Annotated in this window: 19 protein-coding genes; 8 read left to right on the forward strand and 11 right to left on the reverse strand. The window is 75.2% G+C overall.

The features are described from left to right. The first annotated feature begins 52 nt into the window (after positions 1-52). Positions 53-910 carry a DeoR/GlpR family DNA-binding transcription regulator gene (locus NHH00_RS17755; RefSeq protein ID WP_087470278.1) on the forward strand — a complete coding sequence of 286 codons (858 nt, stop codon included), beginning with the start codon at positions 53-55 and terminating at the stop codon, positions 908-910. 12 nt (positions 911-922) lie between these two features. Here the strand turns inward: NHH00_RS17755 and NHH00_RS17760 are convergent, their stop codons facing one another. From NHH00_RS17760 to NHH00_RS17785, 6 genes are all read right to left on the reverse strand, one after another. Further along, positions 923-1,858, reverse strand: coding sequence for a 1-phosphofructokinase family hexose kinase (locus NHH00_RS17760; protein WP_253054738.1), 936 nt, complete (start codon positions 1,856-1,858; stop codon positions 923-925). Then, positions 1,855-2,862 carry a carbohydrate kinase family protein gene (locus tag NHH00_RS17765; RefSeq protein ID WP_253054740.1) on the reverse strand — a complete coding sequence of 336 codons (1,008 nt, stop codon included), beginning with the start codon at positions 2,860-2,862 and terminating at the stop codon, positions 1,855-1,857. The genes NHH00_RS17760 and NHH00_RS17765 overlap by 4 nt, the downstream gene beginning before the upstream one ends. Then, positions 2,859-3,800 (reverse strand): carbohydrate ABC transporter permease, encoded by a 942-nt coding sequence (locus NHH00_RS17770; protein ID WP_253054742.1) that lies wholly within the window; start codon positions 3,798-3,800, stop codon positions 2,859-2,861. The genes NHH00_RS17765 and NHH00_RS17770 overlap by 4 nt, the downstream gene beginning before the upstream one ends. After that, the gene (locus NHH00_RS17775) at positions 3,800-4,720 is read right to left on the reverse strand and encodes a carbohydrate ABC transporter permease (RefSeq protein ID WP_253054747.1); all 921 of its coding nucleotides are present in this window, start codon (positions 4,718-4,720) and stop codon (positions 3,800-3,802) included. The genes NHH00_RS17770 and NHH00_RS17775 overlap by 1 nt, the downstream gene beginning before the upstream one ends. Beyond that, positions 4,717-6,015, reverse strand: a complete 1,299-nt coding sequence (locus NHH00_RS17780; RefSeq protein ID WP_253054749.1) for an ABC transporter substrate-binding protein — start codon at positions 6,013-6,015, stop codon at positions 4,717-4,719. The genes NHH00_RS17775 and NHH00_RS17780 overlap by 4 nt, the downstream gene beginning before the upstream one ends. Positions 6,016-6,144: 129 nt before the next feature. Beyond that, on the reverse strand, positions 6,145-7,032 hold the full coding sequence (locus NHH00_RS17785; RefSeq protein ID WP_253054751.1) for an SIS domain-containing protein: 888 nt from the start codon (positions 7,030-7,032) through the stop codon (positions 6,145-6,147). Positions 7,033-7,227: 195 nt separating this feature from the next. On the opposite strand from NHH00_RS17785, the gene NHH00_RS17790 reads away from it, so the two are divergent. Further along, the gene (locus NHH00_RS17790) at positions 7,228-8,322 is read left to right on the forward strand and encodes an amidohydrolase family protein (RefSeq protein WP_253054753.1); all 1,095 of its coding nucleotides are present in this window, start codon (positions 7,228-7,230) and stop codon (positions 8,320-8,322) included. Positions 8,323-8,331: 9 nt separating this feature from the next. Here the strand turns inward: NHH00_RS17790 and NHH00_RS17795 are convergent, their stop codons facing one another. Further along, the gene (locus tag NHH00_RS17795; protein ID WP_253054755.1) at positions 8,332-8,559 is read right to left on the reverse strand and encodes a hypothetical protein; all 228 of its coding nucleotides are present in this window, start codon (positions 8,557-8,559) and stop codon (positions 8,332-8,334) included. Between the two features lie 182 nt (positions 8,560-8,741). Between NHH00_RS17795 and NHH00_RS17800 the strand changes: the two genes are divergently transcribed. The 3 genes from NHH00_RS17800 to NHH00_RS17810 all read left to right on the forward strand — a co-directional run bounded on the left by NHH00_RS17800 (position 8,742) and on the right by NHH00_RS17810 (position 10,938). Then, positions 8,742-9,950, forward strand: a complete 1,209-nt coding sequence (locus tag NHH00_RS17800; protein WP_253054757.1) for a beta-ketoacyl-[acyl-carrier-protein] synthase family protein — start codon at positions 8,742-8,744, stop codon at positions 9,948-9,950. 121 nt (positions 9,951-10,071) lie between these two features. After that, complete coding sequence (locus NHH00_RS17805; RefSeq protein ID WP_253054759.1) at positions 10,072-10,608, forward strand: O-acetyl-ADP-ribose deacetylase; 537 nt, start codon at positions 10,072-10,074, stop codon at positions 10,606-10,608. Between the two features lie 111 nt (positions 10,609-10,719). Beyond that, positions 10,720-10,938 (forward strand): PspC domain-containing protein, encoded by a 219-nt coding sequence (locus tag NHH00_RS17810; protein ID WP_053370472.1) that lies wholly within the window; start codon positions 10,720-10,722, stop codon positions 10,936-10,938. A 102-nt stretch (positions 10,939-11,040) separates the two neighbouring features. Here NHH00_RS17810 and NHH00_RS17815 read toward each other — a convergent pair whose 3' ends face one another. Further along, positions 11,041-14,103, reverse strand: a complete 3,063-nt coding sequence (locus NHH00_RS17815) for an esterase-like activity of phytase family protein (RefSeq protein ID WP_253054761.1) — start codon at positions 14,101-14,103, stop codon at positions 11,041-11,043. A gap of 411 nt (positions 14,104-14,514) precedes the next feature. On the opposite strand from NHH00_RS17815, the gene NHH00_RS17820 reads away from it, so the two are divergent. After that, positions 14,515-16,542 carry a beta strand repeat-containing protein gene (locus tag NHH00_RS17820; RefSeq protein WP_253054763.1) on the forward strand — a complete coding sequence of 676 codons (2,028 nt, stop codon included), beginning with the start codon at positions 14,515-14,517 and terminating at the stop codon, positions 16,540-16,542. Positions 16,543-16,780: 238 nt separating this feature from the next. Continuing rightward, entirely contained in the window at positions 16,781-17,629 is an 849-nt protein-coding gene (locus tag NHH00_RS17825) for a hypothetical protein (protein ID WP_253054765.1), read from the forward strand. On the opposite strand, the gene NHH00_RS17830 is transcribed toward NHH00_RS17825, so the two are convergent. The 3 genes from NHH00_RS17830 to NHH00_RS17840 all read right to left on the reverse strand — a co-directional run bounded on the left by NHH00_RS17830 (position 17,626) and on the right by NHH00_RS17840 (position 19,902). Further along, positions 17,626-17,922, reverse strand: coding sequence for a hypothetical protein (locus NHH00_RS17830; RefSeq protein WP_253054767.1), 297 nt, complete (start codon positions 17,920-17,922; stop codon positions 17,626-17,628). The two genes, NHH00_RS17825 and NHH00_RS17830, sit on opposite strands and share 4 nt — an antisense overlap. Before the next feature lie 115 nt (positions 17,923-18,037). Continuing rightward, complete coding sequence (locus NHH00_RS17835) at positions 18,038-18,889, reverse strand: ABC transporter permease (protein ID WP_253054770.1); 852 nt, start codon at positions 18,887-18,889, stop codon at positions 18,038-18,040. Then, a complete protein-coding gene (locus NHH00_RS17840) occupies positions 18,886-19,902 on the reverse strand; it encodes an ATP-binding cassette domain-containing protein (protein ID WP_253054775.1) in 1,017 nt (338 codons plus the stop codon). Before NHH00_RS17840 ends, NHH00_RS17835 begins: the two co-directional genes overlap by 4 nt. A 120-nt stretch (positions 19,903-20,022) precedes the next feature. Between NHH00_RS17840 and NHH00_RS17845 the strand changes: the two genes are divergently transcribed. Then, complete coding sequence (locus NHH00_RS17845; RefSeq protein WP_253054777.1) at positions 20,023-20,898, forward strand: TetR/AcrR family transcriptional regulator; 876 nt, start codon at positions 20,023-20,025, stop codon at positions 20,896-20,898. Positions 20,899-20,931 lie beyond the last annotated feature (33 nt).

Genomic DNA, 20,931 nt, shown 5'->3' on the forward strand with positions numbered 1-20,931 from the left:
CCGGGCGCCGAGGGCCTCGGGCGTCCGCCCCACAACCGCCGGAAGGAAGCGCATGTCCGTCGCACCCGACGCCGCGCCCCGCGCGATCTCCCACAAGCGCAGCGACCGCATGATGCGGGCGCTGACGTACGTCAACGAGCACGGCACGGCACGCCTCACGGAGCTGGTCCGTGAGCTCGGCGTGTCCTCGGCCACGATGCGGCGCGACCTCGCGGACATGGAGGAGCAGGGCCTCGTGCTCCGCACGCACGGCGGGGTGCGCGCCCTCGACCCCACGACCGAGGTCCCGGTGCTCCTGCGCGACTCCCGGTTCCGCGAGGCGAAGCTGCGCATCGCCCAGCACGCCGCCGGGCTGCTCCCGCCGGGGCGCTACTCCGTCGCGATCAGCGGCGGCACGACGGCGGCCGCCGTCGCGCGCGCCCTCGCGACGCGACCCGACCTCGCGATCGCCACGAACGCCCTGACGACGGCGACCGAGCTCGCCGCGCGCAGCAACCTGCAGGTCATCATGACCGGCGGGTTCGTCCGGTCGAGCTCGCTGGAGGCCGTCGGCGTGCTCGCCGAGCACACGTTCAACGCGATCAACGTCGGCACGGCCTTCCTGGGCACGGACGGCATCAGCGTGCGCGGCGGCGCGACGACGCACGACGAGACCGAGGCGCGCACCAACCACGCGATGGTCGCGCACGCCGAGCGCGTCGTCGTGGTCGCGGACGGGTCGAAGGTGGGGCGCGTGACGCTCGCCAAGATGGCGGACCTCGAGGAGATCGACGTGCTCGTGACGGACTCGTCCGCCGACCCGGAGGCCCTCGACGCGATCGCGGCGGCCGGTGTCGACGTCCAGGTCGTGCCCGACGACGGTCCGGTCACGGCCGTGCAGCCGGCCGAGGGGCCGACCACGCCGCTCTGACCCGCAGCGGGTCTACGGCACCGGGAGCGCCACGGTCTCGACCTCGACCTCGCCGACGAGACGGCGGGCCAGGTCCGCGTCCAGGACGGCCGCACCGGGGACCTGGGCGTTGGCCGTGCCCGCGGCGGCACCGAGCGCCACCGCCGCGGCGAGGGAGGCCCCCGTGTCCAGCGCGACGAGCATCCCGCCCAGGAACGAGTCGCCGCTCCCCACCGGGAAGCGGCCGACGTGGCCCCCGAGCCGCACGCGCAGGACGCTCGTGCCGTCGCTCGCCCACGCCCCCTCCGCGCCGTCCGTGACGACCACGAGGCCGCCCGACCGGTCGCGGATCCCGGTGACGAGCGCTGGCCCCGGGGTGTCCTCGGGGACGCCCAGCAGCTCTGCCGCCTCGACCCGGTTCACCTTGACCAGGTCGGGCCCCTCCCCCACGGCACCCGCGAGCGCCGGACCGTGGCTGTCCACGGCGACGCGGGCACCCGCCGCCCGCAGCCGACCGACGACGGCGCCGACCACGCTCGGCGCGATGGTGCCGGGGAGGCCGCCGGACAGCAGCCACCACCCGCCGTGGTGCGTGGCGAGGTCGAGCGCGAGCCCGACGGCACGGTCGAGCGTGTCCGGACCCACCGGGACGGCACGCTCGTAGATCTCGGTGAGCGCACCGGTCTCTGCGGCCAGGACCGAGACGCACGTGCGCGTCGGGTGCTCTCCCGGCACGACGCGCAGGTCCACGCCGTCGGCTCTCGCCCCCGCCGCGACGTCCTCGCCCGATCCCCCGGCGAGGACCGCGACGGCGGTCGTGCGGGCGCCGAGCGACGCCGCGGCGCGGACCGCGTTGAGCGCCTTCCCCCCGCCGACGCGACGGACCTCGCGCGGGCGCTGGATCCCCTCGAGCGCGTCGACGACGTACGTGACGTCGAGCGAGGGGCTGAGGGCGAGCGCGGAGATCATGCGAGCGCGGCACGCAGCGCGGCCAGCGTGGCCTGCGCCCCGGTGCCCCCCGGGCCGCGCGTCGACAACGAGCCGGCGCAGGCCGCCCAGCGCACGCGTTCGGTCTCGTCCTCGATCCCGTGCGCGAGGGCCGCGAGGTAGCCGGCGTCGAAGCTGTCTCCGGCGCCGGTCGTGTCGACCACGTCCACGGCGAGCCCCGGGGCACGCACGTCGGCTCCGGCCGGTCCCACGGACCACCCGCCGCGCGCACCGTCCTTGACCACGACGCGGGGGCCGCGCGCGGCGACCGCCCGGGCGAGCGCGACGTCGGGATCGCCGGTGTGCGGCGCGTCCCGCACGCCCGCGCCGAACGCCGCCGCGACGGCTCGCAGCTCGTTGCGGTTCGGCAGCAGCACGTCCACGTGGGGCAGCAGGTCCGCGAGCCCGGTCCAGCGCTCGGCGGGATCCCAGTTCGTGTCGAGGCTCGTCGTCCACCCCCGCGCGCGTGCGGACGCGAGGACCGCGGGCAGGTCCGCGGCGAGGCGCGGCTGGAGGAAGAACGACGCGACGTGCACGACGCCGGGCGGCCCGTGCCAGCCGTCGAGCACGGCGAGCGCGTGGGAGCCGGTGAGGGTCGGGATCGTGCCCGGGACCGTGAGGATCGCCCGGTCGTCGGGCGTGGAGAGGATGACCGAGAGCCCTGTCGGCTCGTCGTGGGCGACGTCGACGGCGGAGACGTCCACCCCGGCGGCGCGCAGCGCGTCGAGCGTGAAGGTGCCGAACGTGTCCGCGCCGACGCGCGCGACGAGCGTCGTCGGCACCCCGAGGCGCGCGACGCCGGCCGCCGCGATGCTGGCCGAGCCGCCGAGGACGAGGTCGCCGGAGTCGGCGAGCTGCTCGGCCTGGCCGAAGCGCGGGACGACGTCGCCGCGCAGCACGAGGTCGACGTTCGCGTCGCCGACCACGACGACGGGTCGTGCAGTCGTCCGGTCGGTTCCGTGGGGCAGGGTGTGGGGCGTGGTCATCCCTTGACTCCGGTGAAGGTCATGGTGGCGATGAACTGGCGCTGGGCGAACAGGAAGAACAGCACCAGCGGCAGGGTCGCGACGACGTTGCTCGCCATGAGCAGCGACCAGTCGGTCCGGCGCGCGCCCTGGAAGTTCGTGATCCCGAGCTGGAGCGTGAACGACGACGGGTCGTTGATGGCGATGAGCGGCCAGACGAGGTCGTTCCACGAGCCGAGCAGCGTGAAGATCGCGAGCGTCGCGAGCGCGGGCCGCGCGAGCGGGAGGATGATCCGCCAGAACGTCGCGAGCCGGGAGCACCCGTCGAGGACGGCCGCCTCCTCGAGCTCGGGCGGGAGCGACAGGAAGAACTGGCGCATGAGGAAGATCCCGAACGCCGACGCGAGCCACGGGACCATCGCGGCGGCGAGCGTGTCGATGATGCCGATGCGCGCGAAGAGGACGTACGTCGGGACCATGAGGAGCTGGGTCGGGATCATGATCGTCGCCATGATCGCGAGGAACCCGAACGTGCGGCCCGGGAACTTGAGGCGCGCGAACCCGTACCCGGCGAGTGAGCACAGCACGATGTGCGACGCGACGGCGACGACCGAGACGAGGACGGTGTTCGTCGTCCAGCGCAGCACGTCGGTCTCGGTGAAGAGCTTGACGTAGCCGTCGAGCGTGAGCTGCGAGGGCCAGAACCGCGGAGGGAACCGGTTGATCTCCGCCTCGGGCGTGAGCGACGTGAGGAACATCTGCACGAACGGCGTCGCGAACAGCGCGGCGACGGGGACGAGGAGCAGGTGCCACAGCCAGGCGCGTCGCCGCCGGCGCCGCGGTGCGGGGGTGGCGGTGGTGGTGGCAGGGAGCGGGCCGTCCGGGGCGCCGGGTGGCGCCGCCTGCGGTCCGCCGGGCGTCGTGGCGTAGGCGGCAGGTCCGGGAACGGTCGTCGACATCAGAGTCCACCAACCTTCGTGCGGCGGGAGTAGAGCGTCACGGCGATGGTGATGAGCAGGGTCACGGCGAACAGCCCGTACGCCACGGCCGAGGCGTACCCGAACTCGAGCTCCTTGAACGCCGCCTTCCACAGGTAGTACACGATCGTCTCGGTCGATCCGAGCGGGCCGCCGCGCGTCGTCGTGTAGACGAGGTCGAAGAGCTGGATCGCCTGGATCGTCTGCCAGATGGCGACGAACACCGTGACCGGGGCGAGCTGGGGGAACGTCACGTGCCAGAACGACTGCCACCGGTTCGCGCCGTCCACGCGGGCGGCCTCCGCGAGCTCGACCGGGATGTCCTGGAGCGCGGCGAGGTAGATGACGGTCGTGAACGCGGCCTGCCCCCACAACGACATGATCGTGATGACGACCATCGCCTGCGACGGGTCCTCGAGCCAGCCCTGCTGCGGGAGGCCGAGGACGCGCAGCACGTTGTTCACGAACCCGAACTGCGGGTTGAACAGGTAGGTCGTGAGGATGCCGGTGGCCGCCGCGGAGACCACGAACGGCAGGAACACGAGGGTGCGGTAGACCCCGACCAGGACGAGCCGGCGGTTGAGCGCGACCGCGAGACCGAGCCCGAGGAAGAGCGACGCCGGGACGAACAGCGCGGTGTACAGGAGCGTGTGCCCTACCGCCGCTCCCAGCTCGGCGTCGGTCAGCATGCGCCGGTAGTTGTCCGCGCCCACCGGTTCCGGGGCGGAGAAGCCGTTCCAGTCCTGCAGCGACAGCAGGAACGCCCAGACCGCGGGAAAGATCGACAGGCCGACGACGAGGAGCGTCGCCGGTGTGACGAAGCCCCACCCGGCGAGCGCCTCCCCCGTCCGGCGGCGCCGCGGGGGCCGCCGGACGGGGGTGGGCGCGATCGTCGTCGTCACTGGTCCGCCAGCGCTTCGTCCGACCGGTCGGCGGCCCGCTCGAGCGCCTCGCGCGGTTCTCCCTTGCCCTGGAGGACCTCCGAGACCGCCGTGCCGACCGCCTCGGAGAGGTTCACGTACCCCGGCACGGTCGGGCGGGGGATCGTCGCGTTCTCGCTGTTCTGCGCCATGACGTCCAGGCCGGGCATCGCCGCGACCTGTGCCTGGAACTCCGGCGAGTCGATCTCGCTCTCGCGCAGCGGGAGGTTGCCGTAGACGACGTTCCAGCGCACGTCCTGCTCGGGGTCGGTCAGCCACCTCGTGAACTCGTACGACCAGTGCTCACGGTTCGCGTCCTGGTGGTCGAACAGGACCCAGAGGTCGGCGCCGGAGATCGTCGTGTGCTCGCCGTCGTAGGCCGGCAGGGGGACGACGCCGTACTGCGTGCCCGCGACCTGGAGGTCGTACAGCGTCCACGGCCCGGACGTGACCATGCCGATCTGGTCGCTCGCGAAGATCTGCGTGAACTTGGTGTCGGTCTGGTCGAGGTAGACCGACCCGTCCTCGACGGCCATGTCGCGCAGGAACGTCAGCGCGTCCACGCCGGCGTCGGAGTCGAACGTCGCGGTCGTGCCGGACTCGTCGAGGATCTCCCCGCCCCGCTGCCACAGGTGCGGCCAGAACTGCCACGTCGTCTCCTCGGAGCCGGAGACCCCGTAGGCGTAGCCGTACGTGCTCGTCGCGGGGTCCGTGAGCTCCTTCGCCGCGGCGCGGAAGTCGTCCCACGTCCAGTCCTCGGTCGGGTAGTCCACGCCGGCGGCGTCGAACACCGTCTTGTTGTACAGGAGGGAGAGGTTGTCGACGACGGCCGGGAAGCCGATGGTGGTCTCGCCGTCCGGCTGGGCGGTGGCGCGAGCGGCGCCGGAGAACTCGTCCCAGCCGACGTCGGGGTCGCTCACCTGGTCGGTGATGTCGAGCGTGCGCTCCGACTCGGCGAGCTCGCTCGCCCAGGAGCCGAACGCGTAGGAGATGTCCGGGTAGGTTCCGCCGGCGAACGAGGACGACAGCTTCTGCAGCAGGTCCTCCGTCGACGGCGCGCCCGACGACACCTCGATCGTCACGTTGGGGTGGAGCTCCTCGAACTCCTCGGCGAGGCCCGTGAGGATCGTCTGGGCCTGGTCGGCCTGGCCGGTCCACCACGTGAGCGTGACGTCGGCCTCGGGGTCGAGGGTCGTGGCGCCCTGCGTCCCGGACGAGCACGCGGCGAGCAGCAGCGCGCCGGAGACGACGACCGCTCCGGCGGCTCCCCGGGCCACGGTGAGAGGACGGTCGGGACGGCGGCGGGTGGGATGACGGAACATTGTCGGCCTTGTCTCTTGGGCGGTCTCTTCGTCGAGTGTCCGGGTACTGCGTCCCCGTCGGTGACGGGCTGTCGCGGGTCGTCCTCAGCCGAGGACGACGGAGCGGGTGAGGTGGCGCGGCGCGTCCGCGTCGAGGCCGCGGTCGGTGGCGAGGGCGACGGCGAGGCGCTGGCACTGCACGAGCTGGACGAGCGGGTCCCCCTCGAGGTGCACGACGGTCGCGCCGGTACGCCGCACGTCGTCGGCGAGCGCCGGGTCGTCCTCGCCCAGCAGGATCACGAGCGTCGCGTCGGTCGCGACGGCGACCGGCCCGTGCCGGTAGTCGAGCGCCGGGTACGACTCGGACCACGCCTGCGCCGCCTCGCGGATCTTCAGCGCCGCCTCCTGCGCGAGGCCGTAGGTCCACGAGCGGCCGAGGAACACGAAGTGCTCGAACGCGCCCGGCTCGACGGGCAGCGGCGCCGCGAGCGCCTGCTCGGCCTGCTCGACGAGGTCGGAGAGGTCCTCGCCGAACGCCTGGCGGGCGACGGCGAGCACGGTGGTCGGGAACCGCGTCTGGACGACCGACTCCTCGTCCGCGAGGTCGAGCACGAGGACGTCGTCCGCCGCGAGGGCGACGGGCGTACCCGCGACCCCGACGACCGCGGCGGTGCGCGTTCCTGCGGGGACGGCCGCGAGCGCCTCGAGGCACTCGCTCGTGGTCCCGGAGCGGCTGATGACGACCACGCGGTCGTAGGGACGCGTCGGGTTCCACTCCGACGCGTACGCGGCGTCGGTCTCGCCGAGGCCCGCGTCCTCACGGAGGACCGCGATCGCCTCGGCGACGAACGCGCTCGTCCCGCACCCGAGCACGAGGACGCGCTCGCCGGGCGCGCCGAGCACGGAGCCGGTGGCGGGTCCGCCCGCGAGGGCCTTGGCCCACACGTCGGGCTGGCTGTGGATCTCTCGCTCGGTGACGGCGCTCGGGCTCACGTGCTTGTCCTGTCGTCGGCGGGGTCGTGACCCCGGGTCCAGCGGTGGTGGGTGCCGCGCGGCGCGGACCCGATGCCCAAGATCCTGCTCATCGTCTGCGCGATAGTCACGCAGAGTGGCACATTCACTCACTCTGGATGATCGGTTCGCGTAACATCCGTGAAATCTGCGCGCGGGGGGCAGATGCTCGGGGACGTGACCGATCCTCTCCACCACGCCACCCCGCCCCCGGTGCCGCCCGCACCCGACCTGCGGCTCGCCGACTGGGAGCCGCGTGCCCGCGTGCGGCTCCCCCGGACCGACGTCATCCGGGCCGCGGTGCCCGCCGTCGACGTCCACAACCACCTGGGCCGCTGGCTCACCGCCGACTGGTGCGCGCCGGACGTTCCCGCGCTGCTCGACCTGCTCGACCGCACGAACGTGCGCACGGTCGTCAACCTCGACGGCCTGTGGGGCGACGAGCTCGAGGCCAACCTCGACCGGTACGACCGCGCGCACCCGGGCCGGTTCCTCACCTTCTGCCAGGTCGACTGGGGGGCGCTCGCCCACGCGGGCGGCGAGCGCGAGGTGCAGCGGCAGCTCCGCGACGCCGCGGCGCGCGGGGCGCGCGGCCTCAAGGTGTGGAAGGACCTCGGCCTGACCGTCACCGGCCCCGACGGTGCGCTCGTCGCGCCCGACGACCCTCGCGTCGTCGAGACGCTCGCGCTCGCGGGCGAGCTCGGGCTGCCCGTCCTGATCCACGTCGCCGACCCGAAGGCGTTCTTCGACCCGCTGGACCGGTACAACGAGCGCGTCGACGAGCTCACCGCGCAGCCGTCGTGGTCGTTCGCCGACCGGTCCCGGTTCCCGTCGTTCGAGCACCTGCTCGACGCGTTCGAACGCCTGCTCGTCGCGACGCCGGGGACCACCTACGTCGGCGCGCACGTGGGCTGCGTCGCCGAGGACCTCGACCACGTCTCACGGCTCCTGCGGTCCGCACCGAACCTCGTCGTCGACGTCGCGGGCCGGCTGGCGGAGCTCGGGCGTCAGCCACGGCGCTTCCGCCGGCTCGTCGAGGACTTCCCCGACCGCGTCCTGTTCGGCACCGACGCGTTCCCGTTGTCCCGCGAGCAGCTCGAGACGCACTTCCGGTTCCTCGAGACGGCCGACGAGCACTTCTCCTACGCTCCCGGCGACCCCGTTCCGCCGCAGGGTCGGTGGGCCATCTCGGGCGCGGACCTCCCGGCGCACCTCCTGCCGGCCCTCTACGCGGGGAACGCGTGCCGGGTGCTCGGGCTCGACGGGGCCTGACCCGCCGGGTCAGGGCAGCACGACCTCCCGCGCCGGGTGCACCGACGCGTCGAGCACGACGCGGTCGCCCAGCGGCTCGTCGAGCTCGACGACGAACGGCGTCGGCGGGTTCGACGGGCAGTCCGCCACGCCCGTGCGCGGCTCGACGCCGACCGTCACGGCGATCGCGTCGTCGCGCACCGCGAGGTCGGAGAGCCGCACCCGGCCCTCGGCGTCCTCCCCGCTGTTGCACTCCATCTCGGTGACCTTGCGGGCCCGCCGTGGCCGGGATGACGACCCGCCGCTTTACTCGTGGTGGGTGACAGCGTGCGCACTGTCACACTGTCGGACAAGACAAACCCCATACGGATGTCTTGAAATGGGACCCATCGACCACAACCGTCGTCCGACGAGGCGACGCCCGCAGGTAGGGGGACACCATGACACGAGCCGTCGTCACGGGCTACGGGGCGGTGACCCCGGTCGGGCTCACCGCGGCAGGCACCTGGGACGCGCTGCTGCGCGCCGAGCCCGGGGTGCACGCCATCAAGGACGACTGGGCCGCCGACCTGCCCGTGCGCATCGCGGCGCGGGTGGACGACGCGTTCGCGGAGGGGCTCGCCGTGCGCGAGGCGCGCCGCACGGACCGGGCGGAACAGCTCACGCTCGTCGCGGGCCGGGAGGCCTGGGCCTCCGCGGGGTCGCCCGACGTCGACCCCACGCGCCTCGCGGTCGTCGTCGGGTCCGCGAACGGCGGCATCGCGACGACGCTCGACCAGTCCCACGTGCTCGACGAGCAGGGGCCCCGCCGCGTCTCGCCGCACACGGTCACCATGCTCATGGCCAACGGGCCGGCGGCGTGGCTGTCGATCGACCTGGGTGCCAAGGCCGGTGCGCGTGCGCCCATCAGCGCGTGCGCCGCGGGCTCCGAGGCGATCACGATGGGTCGGGAGATGATCCTCTCCGGGTCCGCCGACGTCGTCGTCTGCGGCGGGGTGGAGGCGGGCGTCCGGCCGTTCTCCCTCGCCGCGTTCGCGGCGGCGCGCGCCATGTCGACCCGCAACGACGAGCCCGAGCGCGCATCGCGCCCGTTCGACGTCCACCGGGACGGCTTCGTCATGGGCGAGGGGGCGACGCTCCTCGTCCTCGAGAGCGAGGAGCACGCGCGGGCGCGGGGCGCCGCGGTGCACGGCGTCGTCGCCGGGGCCGCGCTGACCTCGGACGCGTTCGACATCGTCGGCGGGGACCCCGAGAACCAGGCCCGGACGATCGGGATGGCCCTGCGCACCGCGGACCTCTCCCCCGCCGACGTCGGCCTCGTCCACGCGCACGCGACGTCGACCCCGGTGGGCGACGTCAACGAGTCGGACGCCCTGCACGCGGCGCTCGGCGTGCCCCCGCCCGTGACGAGCACCAAGGGCGCGACGGGCCACCTGCTCGGCGCCTCGGGCGCGCTGGGCATCCTCGTCGCGCTGCTCGCCGTGCGCGACGGCCGTGTGCCGCCCACGCTCAACCTCGACGCGCTGGACCCGGCGATCGACCTCGACGTCGTCCACGGCGCCGCCCGGGACACGACCGCTCGCCACGCGCTGGTCAACGCGTTCGGCTTCGGCGGCCACAGCGCGAGCGTGGTCGTCTCGCGCGACTGACCTCCCCCGCCGAACACGACCTGAAGGTCGTTATGGGGCGCTTTCCGTCCTTCAGGTCGTGCTCGACCGCGCGTGAGGACGTGCTCGGCCGTCGCGACGCGCCGCGAGGCACGATGGGGGCATGGACCTCGACGCCCGGCTCGCCGACATCACGACGCTCGCCGTCGACGCGATCGTCAACGCCGCGAACTCGTCGCTGCTCGGCGGCGGGGGCGTGGACGGCGCGATCCACGCCGCCGCCGGTCCCGGACTCCTGGAGGAGTGCCGCCGGATCCGGCGCACGACCCTCCCCGACGGCCTGCCCGTCGGCGACGCCGTCGCGACCGGCGGCTACGACCTCCCCGCCCGCTGGGTGGTCCACACCGTCGGGCCGGACCGCCACCGCGGCCAGACCGACCCTGCGCTCCTCGCGTCGTGCTTCACGCGCTCGCTCGACGTCGCCGCGGGCCTCGGCGCCGCGACCGTCGCCTTCCCCGCCGTGAGCGCGGGCGTCTACGGCTGGGACGTCGACGACGTCGCGCGGGTCGCGGTCGAGGCGGTGCGCGGGTGGTCCGCCGCCCGTCCGAGCGCCGACCGCGGCGACGGTGTCGCCGCCGCGACGTTCGCGCTCGTGTCGCCCCGCGCCCTGGCCGCGTTCGAGGCCGCCCTCGCGAGCTGAGCCGGGCCCTGCGGAGCTGAGCCCGGGGTCAGGGTCGGCGTCGGGAGGATCAGGGTCGGTTCGGGGGACATCCCGATACCGCCGCGACGAGCGTGCTCCTACCGTCGAGGTATGAGCACCTCCGACGCCTCCGCAGCCTCCTTCCGGCCGACCCTGTCCCGGCCGCGTCACGGTCGGATGATCGCGGGCGTGTGCGCAGGGATCGCCCGCCGCTTCGGCTGGGACCCGACCGTCGTGCGCATCGTCGCCGCGGTCTCGATCCTGCTCCCCGGCCCGCAGGTCATCGCCTACCTGATCCTCTGGGCCCTCATGCCCAACGACCGCGACTGACCCTCCGCGCCAGCCGCGGGACGCGGCCGAACCCGGGGTTGCGGGTGGTGGCCTCGGACTCGAGACCGCCCGCAAGCACCGGTTCGGCGCTGGGCCGGGCCGTCAGCCCGGGAGGCCGCGCATGCGGCGCCGGGCGACGACGATCGTCGCGCCGCCGGCGACCAGCACGACCGCGAGGCCCACCAGGGCGCCAACGTGCGCTCCGGTCGTGGCGAGCCCGTCGGGGCGACCCGACCCTGCGCCGTCGGACCCGCCGGCCGTGCCGTCCGCGGCGAGCACCTCGAGCTCCGTCCACAGGACGCGGCCGTCCACCTGCCCGACGAGCGCGAACCGGTGCACGCCCGCCGCGACGTCAGCGGGGACCGTCACGGTCGCGGTGAGGGCACCCGAGGCGTCGGCGCGGACCATGCCCAGGTCCGCCGGGGTCGAGAAGAGGGTCGCGGAGACCCACTCGCCGGGCGCGAAGCCCTCGGCCGTCGCCGTGACCTGCTCGCCCGCGCGGACCCGCGCCGGGGAGAGGGTGACCCCGCCGTGGTTCGCGTCGGTGAGGTCGTCGGCGTCGACCGTGTGGAGCGGGGTCGACGGCGGCTGCTCGCCCGCACCGGGCGTCTCGCCGGGCTCGCCCGGACCGCCCGGGTTCTCGCCGTCGAGGTGGCCCTCGAACACGTCCGACGCCGCGCCGAGGCGCAGGAGCACCGTCTCGCCCGTGGCGTCGGCGAGGCCGTCGTTGTCGGTGATCGCCCAGACCGTGCCGTCGCCGCCGAGCGTGAGGCCCTCGAGCTTCTCCTGCGTCCAGCCGTGCGTGGCGCGCAGGTCGGGCAGGACGTCGTGCGCGAGCGTCTTGGTCACGGCGACGGGGGTCGTGGCCGCGGCCCCGACGGCGACGTCCGGCACGTCGACCGCGTAGACGCGCTTCACCGCGGCGGCGGGGCCGTTGAGCTTGTCGCGCTCGATCACGGCGAGCGTGTCGTGGTCGACGACGGTCACCTCGCTGAGGCCCAGCCAGTCGCCGTCCGTCGTGGTCTGCTCGAGCGGGTAGGCGAACCAGTCCCACGTACCCGACGCGACGTCGTAGCGGCCGAGGCGCGCCGTGCCCGCCGTGCCGCCCTCGTCGGTGGTCAGGCCGCGCTGGAGCGCGACCCACACCTGCTCGCCCGCGGCCGCGGACCCGTCGTCCGTCGAGACCGCCGGAGCGACCGCGACGCCCTCGATGCCCTGCTTGCCGAGGCCCGCGGCGACCGCCTCCGGCAGCGCGACGGTCTCGACCACCGCTCCCGCGGCGTCGACGCGCACGATCGCGTTCTCCGCGCCCTTCGCGCCCTCCACCCCGAGCCAGAATCCGCCGCCGGGGCGCGCCGCGACGCCCTCGACGTCGAGGCCCACCGGGACGCCGTCGCGCGTGAGGGTCACGGTCCGGTCGATGACGGCCGGGGAGCCGGCGCCGTAGCCGCGGACGTCGAGCGACAGGAGCTGCGTCGTGGCGTACGCGGCGTCGGTCGCCGTCCACAGGCGCTGGGGATCGGTCGGGTCCGCGGTCAGCGCGCCGAGCGCGCCCCAGCCGATCGGGGCGCCGGCCTGCGGGCCCTCGGTCGCGTCCGCCGAGACGACGCTCGGGAACTGCGGCGTCCCCGCGCCGTCGGCCCACTGCGCGCCGCGGCCGAACACCGTGACGGCCGACCGCACGCCCGCACCGGCGTCGTCCTCCTCGCTCGACACGACGAGCAGGTCGCGCTGCGGGACGACGAGCAGGCCCTCGGGGCCGTTGGTCGTCGCGAGCACCTGGACGAACCGCGGGGCGCTCGGGTCGGAGACGTCGTAGACGGCCACGAAGTTCGAGCGCTCCGAGCCGACGAACGCGTAGCGCGTGCCGCCGAGCGTCGCGACGGTCAGGCCCTCGGGCTCGACGCCCTTCTTGGCCGCGCGGTCCTCGGTGTGCAGGCCGACGCGCACGGCGAGGCGCTCGAGCTCCGCGCCCGCGTCCCACACGACCTCGCCCGACGCGGCGTCGAACACCGACCAGCCGCGCGACCCGCCCTTCCAGTCGCCCTCGTTCGCGGTCGCGACGTGCGCGTCGTCGAGCCAGCCGATCGCGTCGGGCTCGCGCGGCGTCGCCGGGATCGACCCGGTCTGGTCGATCACGCCGTCCTTCCTCACGTCGATCCCGGACACGGCGACCGCGCCCGCGGAGAAGACGTTCTCGACCTCGCCCGTGGCGATGTCGACGACGGCGACCCCGTTGTTCTCCTGGAGCGTCACCGCGACCTTCGTGCCCGCCGGGTTGACGGCGACGTACTCGGGCTCGGGGTCCTGCGGCGTGTCGAGGCCGGCGGCCGCGACGACCGGGAGCGGCGCCCCGGCCTCGTCGAGGAAGGAGACGGCGCGGGTCGACCAGGCGGCCGGGTCGTCGCCCAGCAGGTCGAGGATCTGGAGGAAGCCGCCGGGGAGCTGCGGGAGGTCGCCCTCGTCACCTCCGCCGGCACCGCCCTCGGGCGTCGCCTCCTCGTCGCGCTGGTTCTCGATCGCGACGACGGCGTGCGCGCCGTCGGGCGTGACGGCGATCGAGTCGGGCTGGCCGCCGAGGTCGAGCGACCGCACGCGCTCGCGCGTCGCGAGGTCGACGACGTCGAGGCGACCGCTCGGCTCGGTGAAGCTCACCGACGTGTCCACGACGACGAGGACGTACCCGCCGACGACCGCGACCGACGTCGGCTCGTCGTGCTCCGAGCCGAGCTCGGCGAGGCTCAGCGTGCCGAGGCCCTGCGGGGCGCTCGGGTCGGTGAGGTCGAGGAAGCCGATGCGGCGCGCGAGCGCGTCCGTGTGGACGACGGTGCGCCCGTCCTCGCTCACCGCGGAGATCTCGGCGACCGTCTCGGCGGCGGCGTCCTCGCCGGCCGGGCGGTTCTGGAACACCGGGTACGTGGCGAGGCGGTGGAACGTCTCGTCCGCGGCGGGCGCCGTCCAGGCCGCTTCCGTCGCAAGACCGAGCGCCGTCGTCGGGGCCGACACCGCCCCGGCCGGGTGCGCGGGAGCCGCCGCGAGGGCGGGCAGCGCGCCCAGGCCCAGGGTGAGCGTCGCGCCCGTGGCGACGAGCGCTGCGATGCGCGTGCGGCGGGCCGGGGTGCGCGCGGACGTGCGCGCCAGGGTCCGCTCGGGGATGGCTGACATGTCTCTCCTTCGACGTGGGTCGAGCAGAGGGTGGTGGTCCGCCGTGGCGCGGCGACGACCGGCCCGGGGCCACCGGGTGACCGCCGGATGAACAGTGCGCGACGGCCCGCTCGGCCCGGGAGCGGGGCGCCCGTTGCCCTGGGCGACGGGTTCCGGGACGGAGTACCTGATACTTCGACGCCGTGACCGAATCGTGACGGCGCAAGTACCTAGTACTCGCTGTCCGGCCCGTCCCGGCGGTTGCTAGCGTCTTTCGAGATTTACCTGCTACTCCACGTCCCACCAACGGTGGCGGGCCGCGGCCCCGGCGCACTCCCGCGTCGGGCGGACGCACGACCCGCCTCTCTCCCCGCTCCTCTCCCCTTGTGCCGACCGCCCCGCGACGACGCCGGGCGCGAGGAAGGACGACCGATGACGCAGCACGCCTCTCCCCGACCGTCGCGCACCCACACGGTCCTCACGTCCGTCGCGCTCGCCGTGCTCGCCCTCGCGGTGGCCGGCCTGATCGCGTTCCTGCTCGTGTACCACGGCAAGGTCGCCGACGGCGCGACCCGCCTCGACGACGGCGCCGCACAGCTCTCCGACGGCGCCGCGACGCTCGCCGACGGCACCGCCGAGGCCCAGGCCGGCGCCCAGCGGCTCTCCGACGGGGCGGGCGACCTGCGGGACGGCGCCGGCGACCTCGTCGCCGGGGCGCAGAAGGCGTCCGACGGCGCGACCCAGCTCGCCGCGGGCGGCACCACCGCGCTCGACGGCGCGAGCGAGCTCGCCGCCGGTGCGGACGAGCTGAACGCCGGAGCGGCCCGCCTCGCCGCAGGCACGGGCGACGCGGCGAGCGGTGCGGCCCGCCTCGCCACGGGCAGCACGGACCTCGACGCCGGGGCCGCGCGCCTCGCGGCCGGCAGCACGCGCGCCGCCGACGGTGCGTCGCAGCTCGCCGCGGGAGCGGGCGACCTCAGCACGGGCGCCGGCGACCTGAGCGCGGGGGCTGCCCGCGCCGCGACCGGCTCCGCCGACCTCGCGACCGGAGCCGATCGGCTCGCGACCGGGGCCGGCACCCTCGCGGCGGGCACCACCGAGCTCCGGACGGGCGTGCGCGACAGCCTCGGCGCAGGGGTCCTGGCCCTCGACCAGGGCCAGGCCCAGCTCTCCGCCGGTGCGGCGCGCCTCGCCGGCGGGGTCGCCGCAGCGGGAGCAGGGGCGGACGCGATCCAGGCAGGAGTCGATCAGCTCCGCGAAGGAGCGACCGGGGTGCGCGGTGGTGCGGTCACCCTGGGCGGGTACGCCGAGCAGCTGCAGGGTTCTGCCGGCGAGCTCCAGCGCTCCGCCGTGACCGTCGGGACCAACCTGGACGGCCTCGCGGCGCAGCTCGACACGATCGCGCGCGGCGAGGTCGCGGCGACCCCGGAGACCCTCGGGACGATCGCCGCGACCCTCCGCGCCCTGGGCAACGGCACCGAGTCGGCTCCCGGCGCGTCCGCGCAGATCGCGGGCGGCGCGGGACGACTGGCGTCGGGCGCGGGCGAGCTCTCCGCGGGAGCGGCCGCCGTCACCGCCGGGATCGACCAGCTCTCGGCCGGCCTCGGGACCGGCACCCCGGACCGACCCGGGCTCACCGCGGGGCTCGCGCGGCTCCGCACGGGCCTCGGCGAGGGCACCCCCGCGCAGCCGGGCCTCGCCGCCGGGGTCCAGCAGCTCCGGACCGGCATCGACGTCCAGCTCGCCGGCGGGATCGACGCGCTCGCCGCCGGTGCCACCACGCTGGACGGCAAGATCGGCGAGCTGGAGACCGGCGCCGCGACGCTCCACGGGAAGGTTGGGGAGCTCAGCGCGGGCGCCTCGACGATCGCGGACGGCACCGCCGACCTCGCCGCCGGCGCGGCGCGCGTGAGCAGCGGCAGCACGCTCCTCGCGACGAAGACCTCCGAGCTCGCCGCCGGCACGGCCGAGCTCGCGACCGGCGCGTCCGACCTGCACGCCGGGACGACCCGGGCCGCCGCGGGTGCCGCCGACCTCTCCGCCGGGACGGTGCGGCTGCGCACGGGCGCCGGCGACCTGTCCGCCGGGACCACGCGCCTGGAGGACGGGACGCTGCGGCTGCAGAACGGGCTCACGACGCTGTCCACCGGCGCGACGACGCTCGCCGCCGGCAACGCGGCGCTCGCCGAGGGCTCGACGACGCTGCACGCCGGGACGACGACGCTCGCCGACGGCGCGTCCGACCTGCACGACGGCAGCACGCGCATCGCGGACGGCGCCGCCACGCTCTCCGACGGCACGGAGACCCTCTCCGACGGCACGACCGAGCTCAAGGACAGCGTCGAGAACAGCCCCGTCGGACGGGTGTCGCTCGGCATGTCGGCGCTCGTCGGCGGGACCGTGCTCGCGGGCGTCGCGGGCGTCGGGCTCGGGCTGCGCCGTCGGCTCGCGGCGGTCTGACCGACCGTCGCGCACGGCCGGGCGGCATCTCCTCACCGCCCGGCCCCCTGCTCGAGGGCGGCTGCACGTCGACGGTGTCGCCCTCGCGGGCGGCGGTCCCGGTGGACAGGACTCCGGGCCCGCCGCCCTTCTTCGTGCACGCCGGCCGCAGCAGCCCGGGGTCGACCGCTCGGCGCGGACCCGGCACGGCCACCCGACCGGCACCGACCACCGGACCGGCACGGGCTACCGTGACCGCGTGACGCTGCTCCTCAAGCTCGTGCTGGCACCCGCCCTGGTGGTCGCGTCCACGCTCGCCGGACGGCGCTGGGGAGCGCGGCTCACCGGGGTGCTCGTCGGGCTGCCCGTCGTGGCCGGGCCGATCCTCCTCATCACCACGCTCGACCACGGCACCGGGTTCGGCGCCGCCGCGGCGTCGTCAGCGCTGCTCGGCCTCACGTCTCTCGCCCTGTTCGCCGTGGTGTTCGCCCGGTGCTCTCGCCGGACGGGCTGGCTCGGTGCGCTCGCGGCGTCCTGGGCCGCGTGCCTCGTGGCGGACGTCGCGCTCGCCCGGCTGACGCTGCCCGCCGGGATCACGTTCGTCGTGGCGCTCGCGACGTTCTGGGGCGCGTCCCGGGTCATGCCGCCCGACGTGGCGGCCCCCCCGCCGTCGACCGTCCCGTCGCCCTGGTGGGACCTCCCCGCCCGCGCCGCGACGACGGCGGCGCTCGTCCTCGCCGTCACCACCGCGTCGGGTGCGCTCGGCCCGGCGATGACGGGCGTGCTCGCGCCGTTCCCGATCGCGTCGAGCGTGGTCGCCGCGTTCGCGCTCGCACAGCGCGGGTCGGCCGAGACCGTCCGGCTCCTGCGCGGTCTGCTGGCCGGGCTCACCGGGTTCGCGGTGTTCTGCCTCCTCGTCGCGCTCCTCGTGGACCGGCTCGGCATCGCCGCCGCCTTCGGGATCGCCCTCGCCGCGAGCGTCGCCGTGCAGGCCGCCGTGCCGCTCGCCGGGCGACTCGTCGGCGCAGGACGGGACGCCCAGGACGACGACGCGCCGACCACTCCAGGCGACGGAGCCCGCGACTCGGCGCGGACAGGTCGTCGCTAACCGCCGGCGAGCACGCTCAGCACGCCGCGGACGACGATCACCGGCAGGGCGACGAGCATCGCGCCGAGCCCCCACCGGGACACGTCCGACGCCCCCAGGTCGGGGCGGTCGAGCCGGACCGAGTCGGGGTCGCCCGCACGCCGGACGACGGGCACGACCTGACCCGGCCGGTACTGGCCCGCGGGCACCTTCTGCTCCGGACGCACGCCGCGCGGCCGGTCACGGGTCGCCGGGACGACCATCTCGGTGGGGTGCTCGACGACCGAGCGTCGGTTGAGCAGGGGCGTGGGCACGACCTGCACGACGACCCCCGTGCCGCGCGGACCGCGGCGGCACGTCCCCGCGATCCGGTCGGTCGCCGACCCTCTCGCCCTGCGCGGCACCGCCGCGGCGACCGCCGGCCCACGCCTACTGCCGACGGCGCCGGGCGAACACGGACGCCGCCCCGCCGAGGAACACCGCGACCAGGCCGAGGCACCACGCGAGGGCGAGCGCCGCCGTCGGGCCCAGGTCGGTGACCGGCGCCCCGGTCGAGCCCGTCCCGACGAGCAGGCCGCGGATCGTCTCGATCACGGGCGTGACGGGCTGGTGCTCCGCGAACCCGCGCAGCCACGACGGCATGGTCTCGGGCGGCACGAACGCGCTCGACACGTACGGCAGGAACAGCATGAAGAAGCTGAACCCCCCGGCCGCCGCGGGCGAGCGCACGAGCACGCCCACGAAGGCCGCGACGCTCGTGATCGCGAGCACGTACGCGGCGACGACCCCGACGGCTCCCAGCCACTCGAGCGCGGTCGCGTCGGGCCGGAAGCCGATGAGGAACGCGACGCCCAGCACGACGGCCGTCGTCACGAGGTTCTTCACGACGCTCGCCACGACGTGCCCCACGAGCACCGTCCCGCTCGCGATCGGCATCGACCGGAACCTGTCCATGATGCCGCCGGACATGTCCTGCTCCACGGCGATCGCGGTGTTCGACGCCCCGTAGCCCGCGCACAGCAGGATGATCCCCGGCGTCGCGTACGTGACGTAGTCCGTGCCGACGCTCATCGCGCCGCCGAACACGTACACGAACAGGATCATGAGCATCACCGGCAGCACGAGCGCGAGGATCAGCTCGTCCGGCTCGCGGCGCACGAGCCGCAGCGAGCGCGCGACCATCGTCCCGGCGTCGGCGAGCACGTGGCGGCCCGGCCGGGCCGTAGGGGCAGGGAGGCGCGGCGTCGTGCCCGACGGCGCAGCGGCGGTCTGGGCGGTCATGCTGCGGTCTCCTCACGGTCGGCCTGGTGGTCAGCCTCGGTCGTGCCGCGGTCCCGGTCTCGGGTCCGCGCGGCGTGGCCCGTCAGGGTGAGGAACACGTCGTCGAGCGTCGGCTTCCGCACCTCCCACCGCATCGGCTCGACGCCGGTCGCCGCCACCGCGGCGAGGACGTCGCGGACGTGCTCGACCGACCCGTCGGTGGGGACGCGGAGCGTCGCGGAGGTGAGGTCGAGCGCCTCCGGCCACGGTCCCGCGGCCCCGACCGACGCCGCCGCGGCGGCCGACGCGAAGGTGAGCTCGATGCTCGCGTCGCCGACGCGGCGCTTGAGGTCGGACGGGGAGCCCTGTGCGACGACGCGGCCGTCGTCGATCAGCGCGACGCGGTCGGCGAGCTGGTCGGCCTCCTCGAGGTACTGCGTCGTGAGGAACAGGCTCGTGCCGTCGGCGACGACGCCACGGATCACCTCCCACATCGTCTGGCGGCTGCGCGGGTCGAGGCCGGTGGTGGGCTCGTCGAGGAACATGACCTGGGGACGGGTGAGGAGCCCGGCCGCCAGGTCGAGCCGGCGGCGCATGCCGCCGGAGTAGGTCCCGACGCGGCGGTCGGCGGCCGCGGCGAGGTCGAACGCGTCGAGCAGGCCGTCGACGCGGGCGCGCGCGGCCCGGCGGGGCAGGTGCGCGAGGCGGCCCATCATCGTGAGGTTCTCGCGGCCCGTCTGCTTCTCGTCGACCGCCGCGTACTGGCCGGTCAGGCTGATGAGGCCGCGGACGCGTGCGGCCTCGCGCACGACGTCGTGGCCCGCGACCGTCGCCGTGCCGCCGTCGGGACGCAGGAGGGTGGCGAGGATGCGGACCGTGGTGGTCTTCCCCGCCCCGTTGGGGCCGAGCAGGGCGAGGACCTCGCCGCGGCGCAGCGTGAGGTCGACGCCGTCGAGCACGCGCACGGGGCGGCGCGGTGTCCCGTAGCTCTTGCGCAGGCCGTCGGCGTGCACGAGCACGTCCGGTGCGGGCATGAGGCCTCCAGGGTTCAGGCGGCAGAACCGCGTGTGGAAGAAACTGTTTATGTAATCCACTGTTCTGTGTACGGTAGACACGGTTTCGTGGGCGGTCAAGGCCCGCGGGAGGATGACGAGATGACCACGCCCGAACCCACCGAGCGGCACGCGCCCGACGAGTCGGCCCCGACGACGGAGCTGCCGCCCGCGATCGCGCGCCTCTGGGGTCGCGCACCCGGCCCGCGTCGCGGCCCCAAGCCCGCGCTGACGGTCGAGCAGGTGGTGCGGGCCGCCGTCGACCTCGCCGACGCCGAGGGCCTGCCCGCGGTCTCCATGGCGCGCGTCGCGGAGGCGCTCGGCTACACGCCGATGGCGCTCTACCGGTACGTCGAGAGCAAGGACGAGCTCCTCGTCCTCATGGCCGACGCCGCAGCGGACGTGCTCACCCTGCCCCCGTACGACGAGGGCGACTGGCGCGCCGGGCTCGAGGCCTGGACCCGCGCGCAGATCGCGGGCGTCCTCGCGCGGCCGTGGTTCCTCGACCTACCGCTGACGACGGCGCAGGTCGGGCCGAACCGCCTGCGCTGGATCGACCGCGCGTTCGCGATCCTCGCACCGCTCGACCTGACGGTGGACGAGAAGCTGCAGATCGTCGGGCTCCTCGCCCAGCACGTACTCGGCGAGGGCCGCGTCCAGGTCGAGACCCGGCGTGCGGCCGCGGAGGCCGTGCGCCGCGCCCAGGGCCTGCCCGCCGACACCCCCGAGTCCGACCTCGACGCGGACGCGGTCGCCGCCGCCAACCCGTACGCCGACTACGAGCTCGTGCTCACGCGGCTCGTCGATCCCGAGACCTACCCCGCGCTCACCGGCGCGCTGGCCTCGTGGTCGCCGACCGCACCGCAGCCCGACGACTGGGAGAGCGACATCGGCTTCGGCCTCGACATCCTCCTCGACGGGATCGAGGCCTTCGTCGCCCGGCGCGCCACCGCCCGCGGGGCCGCCCACCACGGCTGACCGCCCACGGTGCCCGGGTCGCGAGCGGGACGC

The sequence above is a fragment of the Cellulosimicrobium cellulans genome (assembly GCF_024124905.1).
Classification (GTDB): domain Bacteria; phylum Actinomycetota; class Actinomycetes; order Actinomycetales; family Cellulomonadaceae; genus Cellulosimicrobium; species Cellulosimicrobium cellulans_G.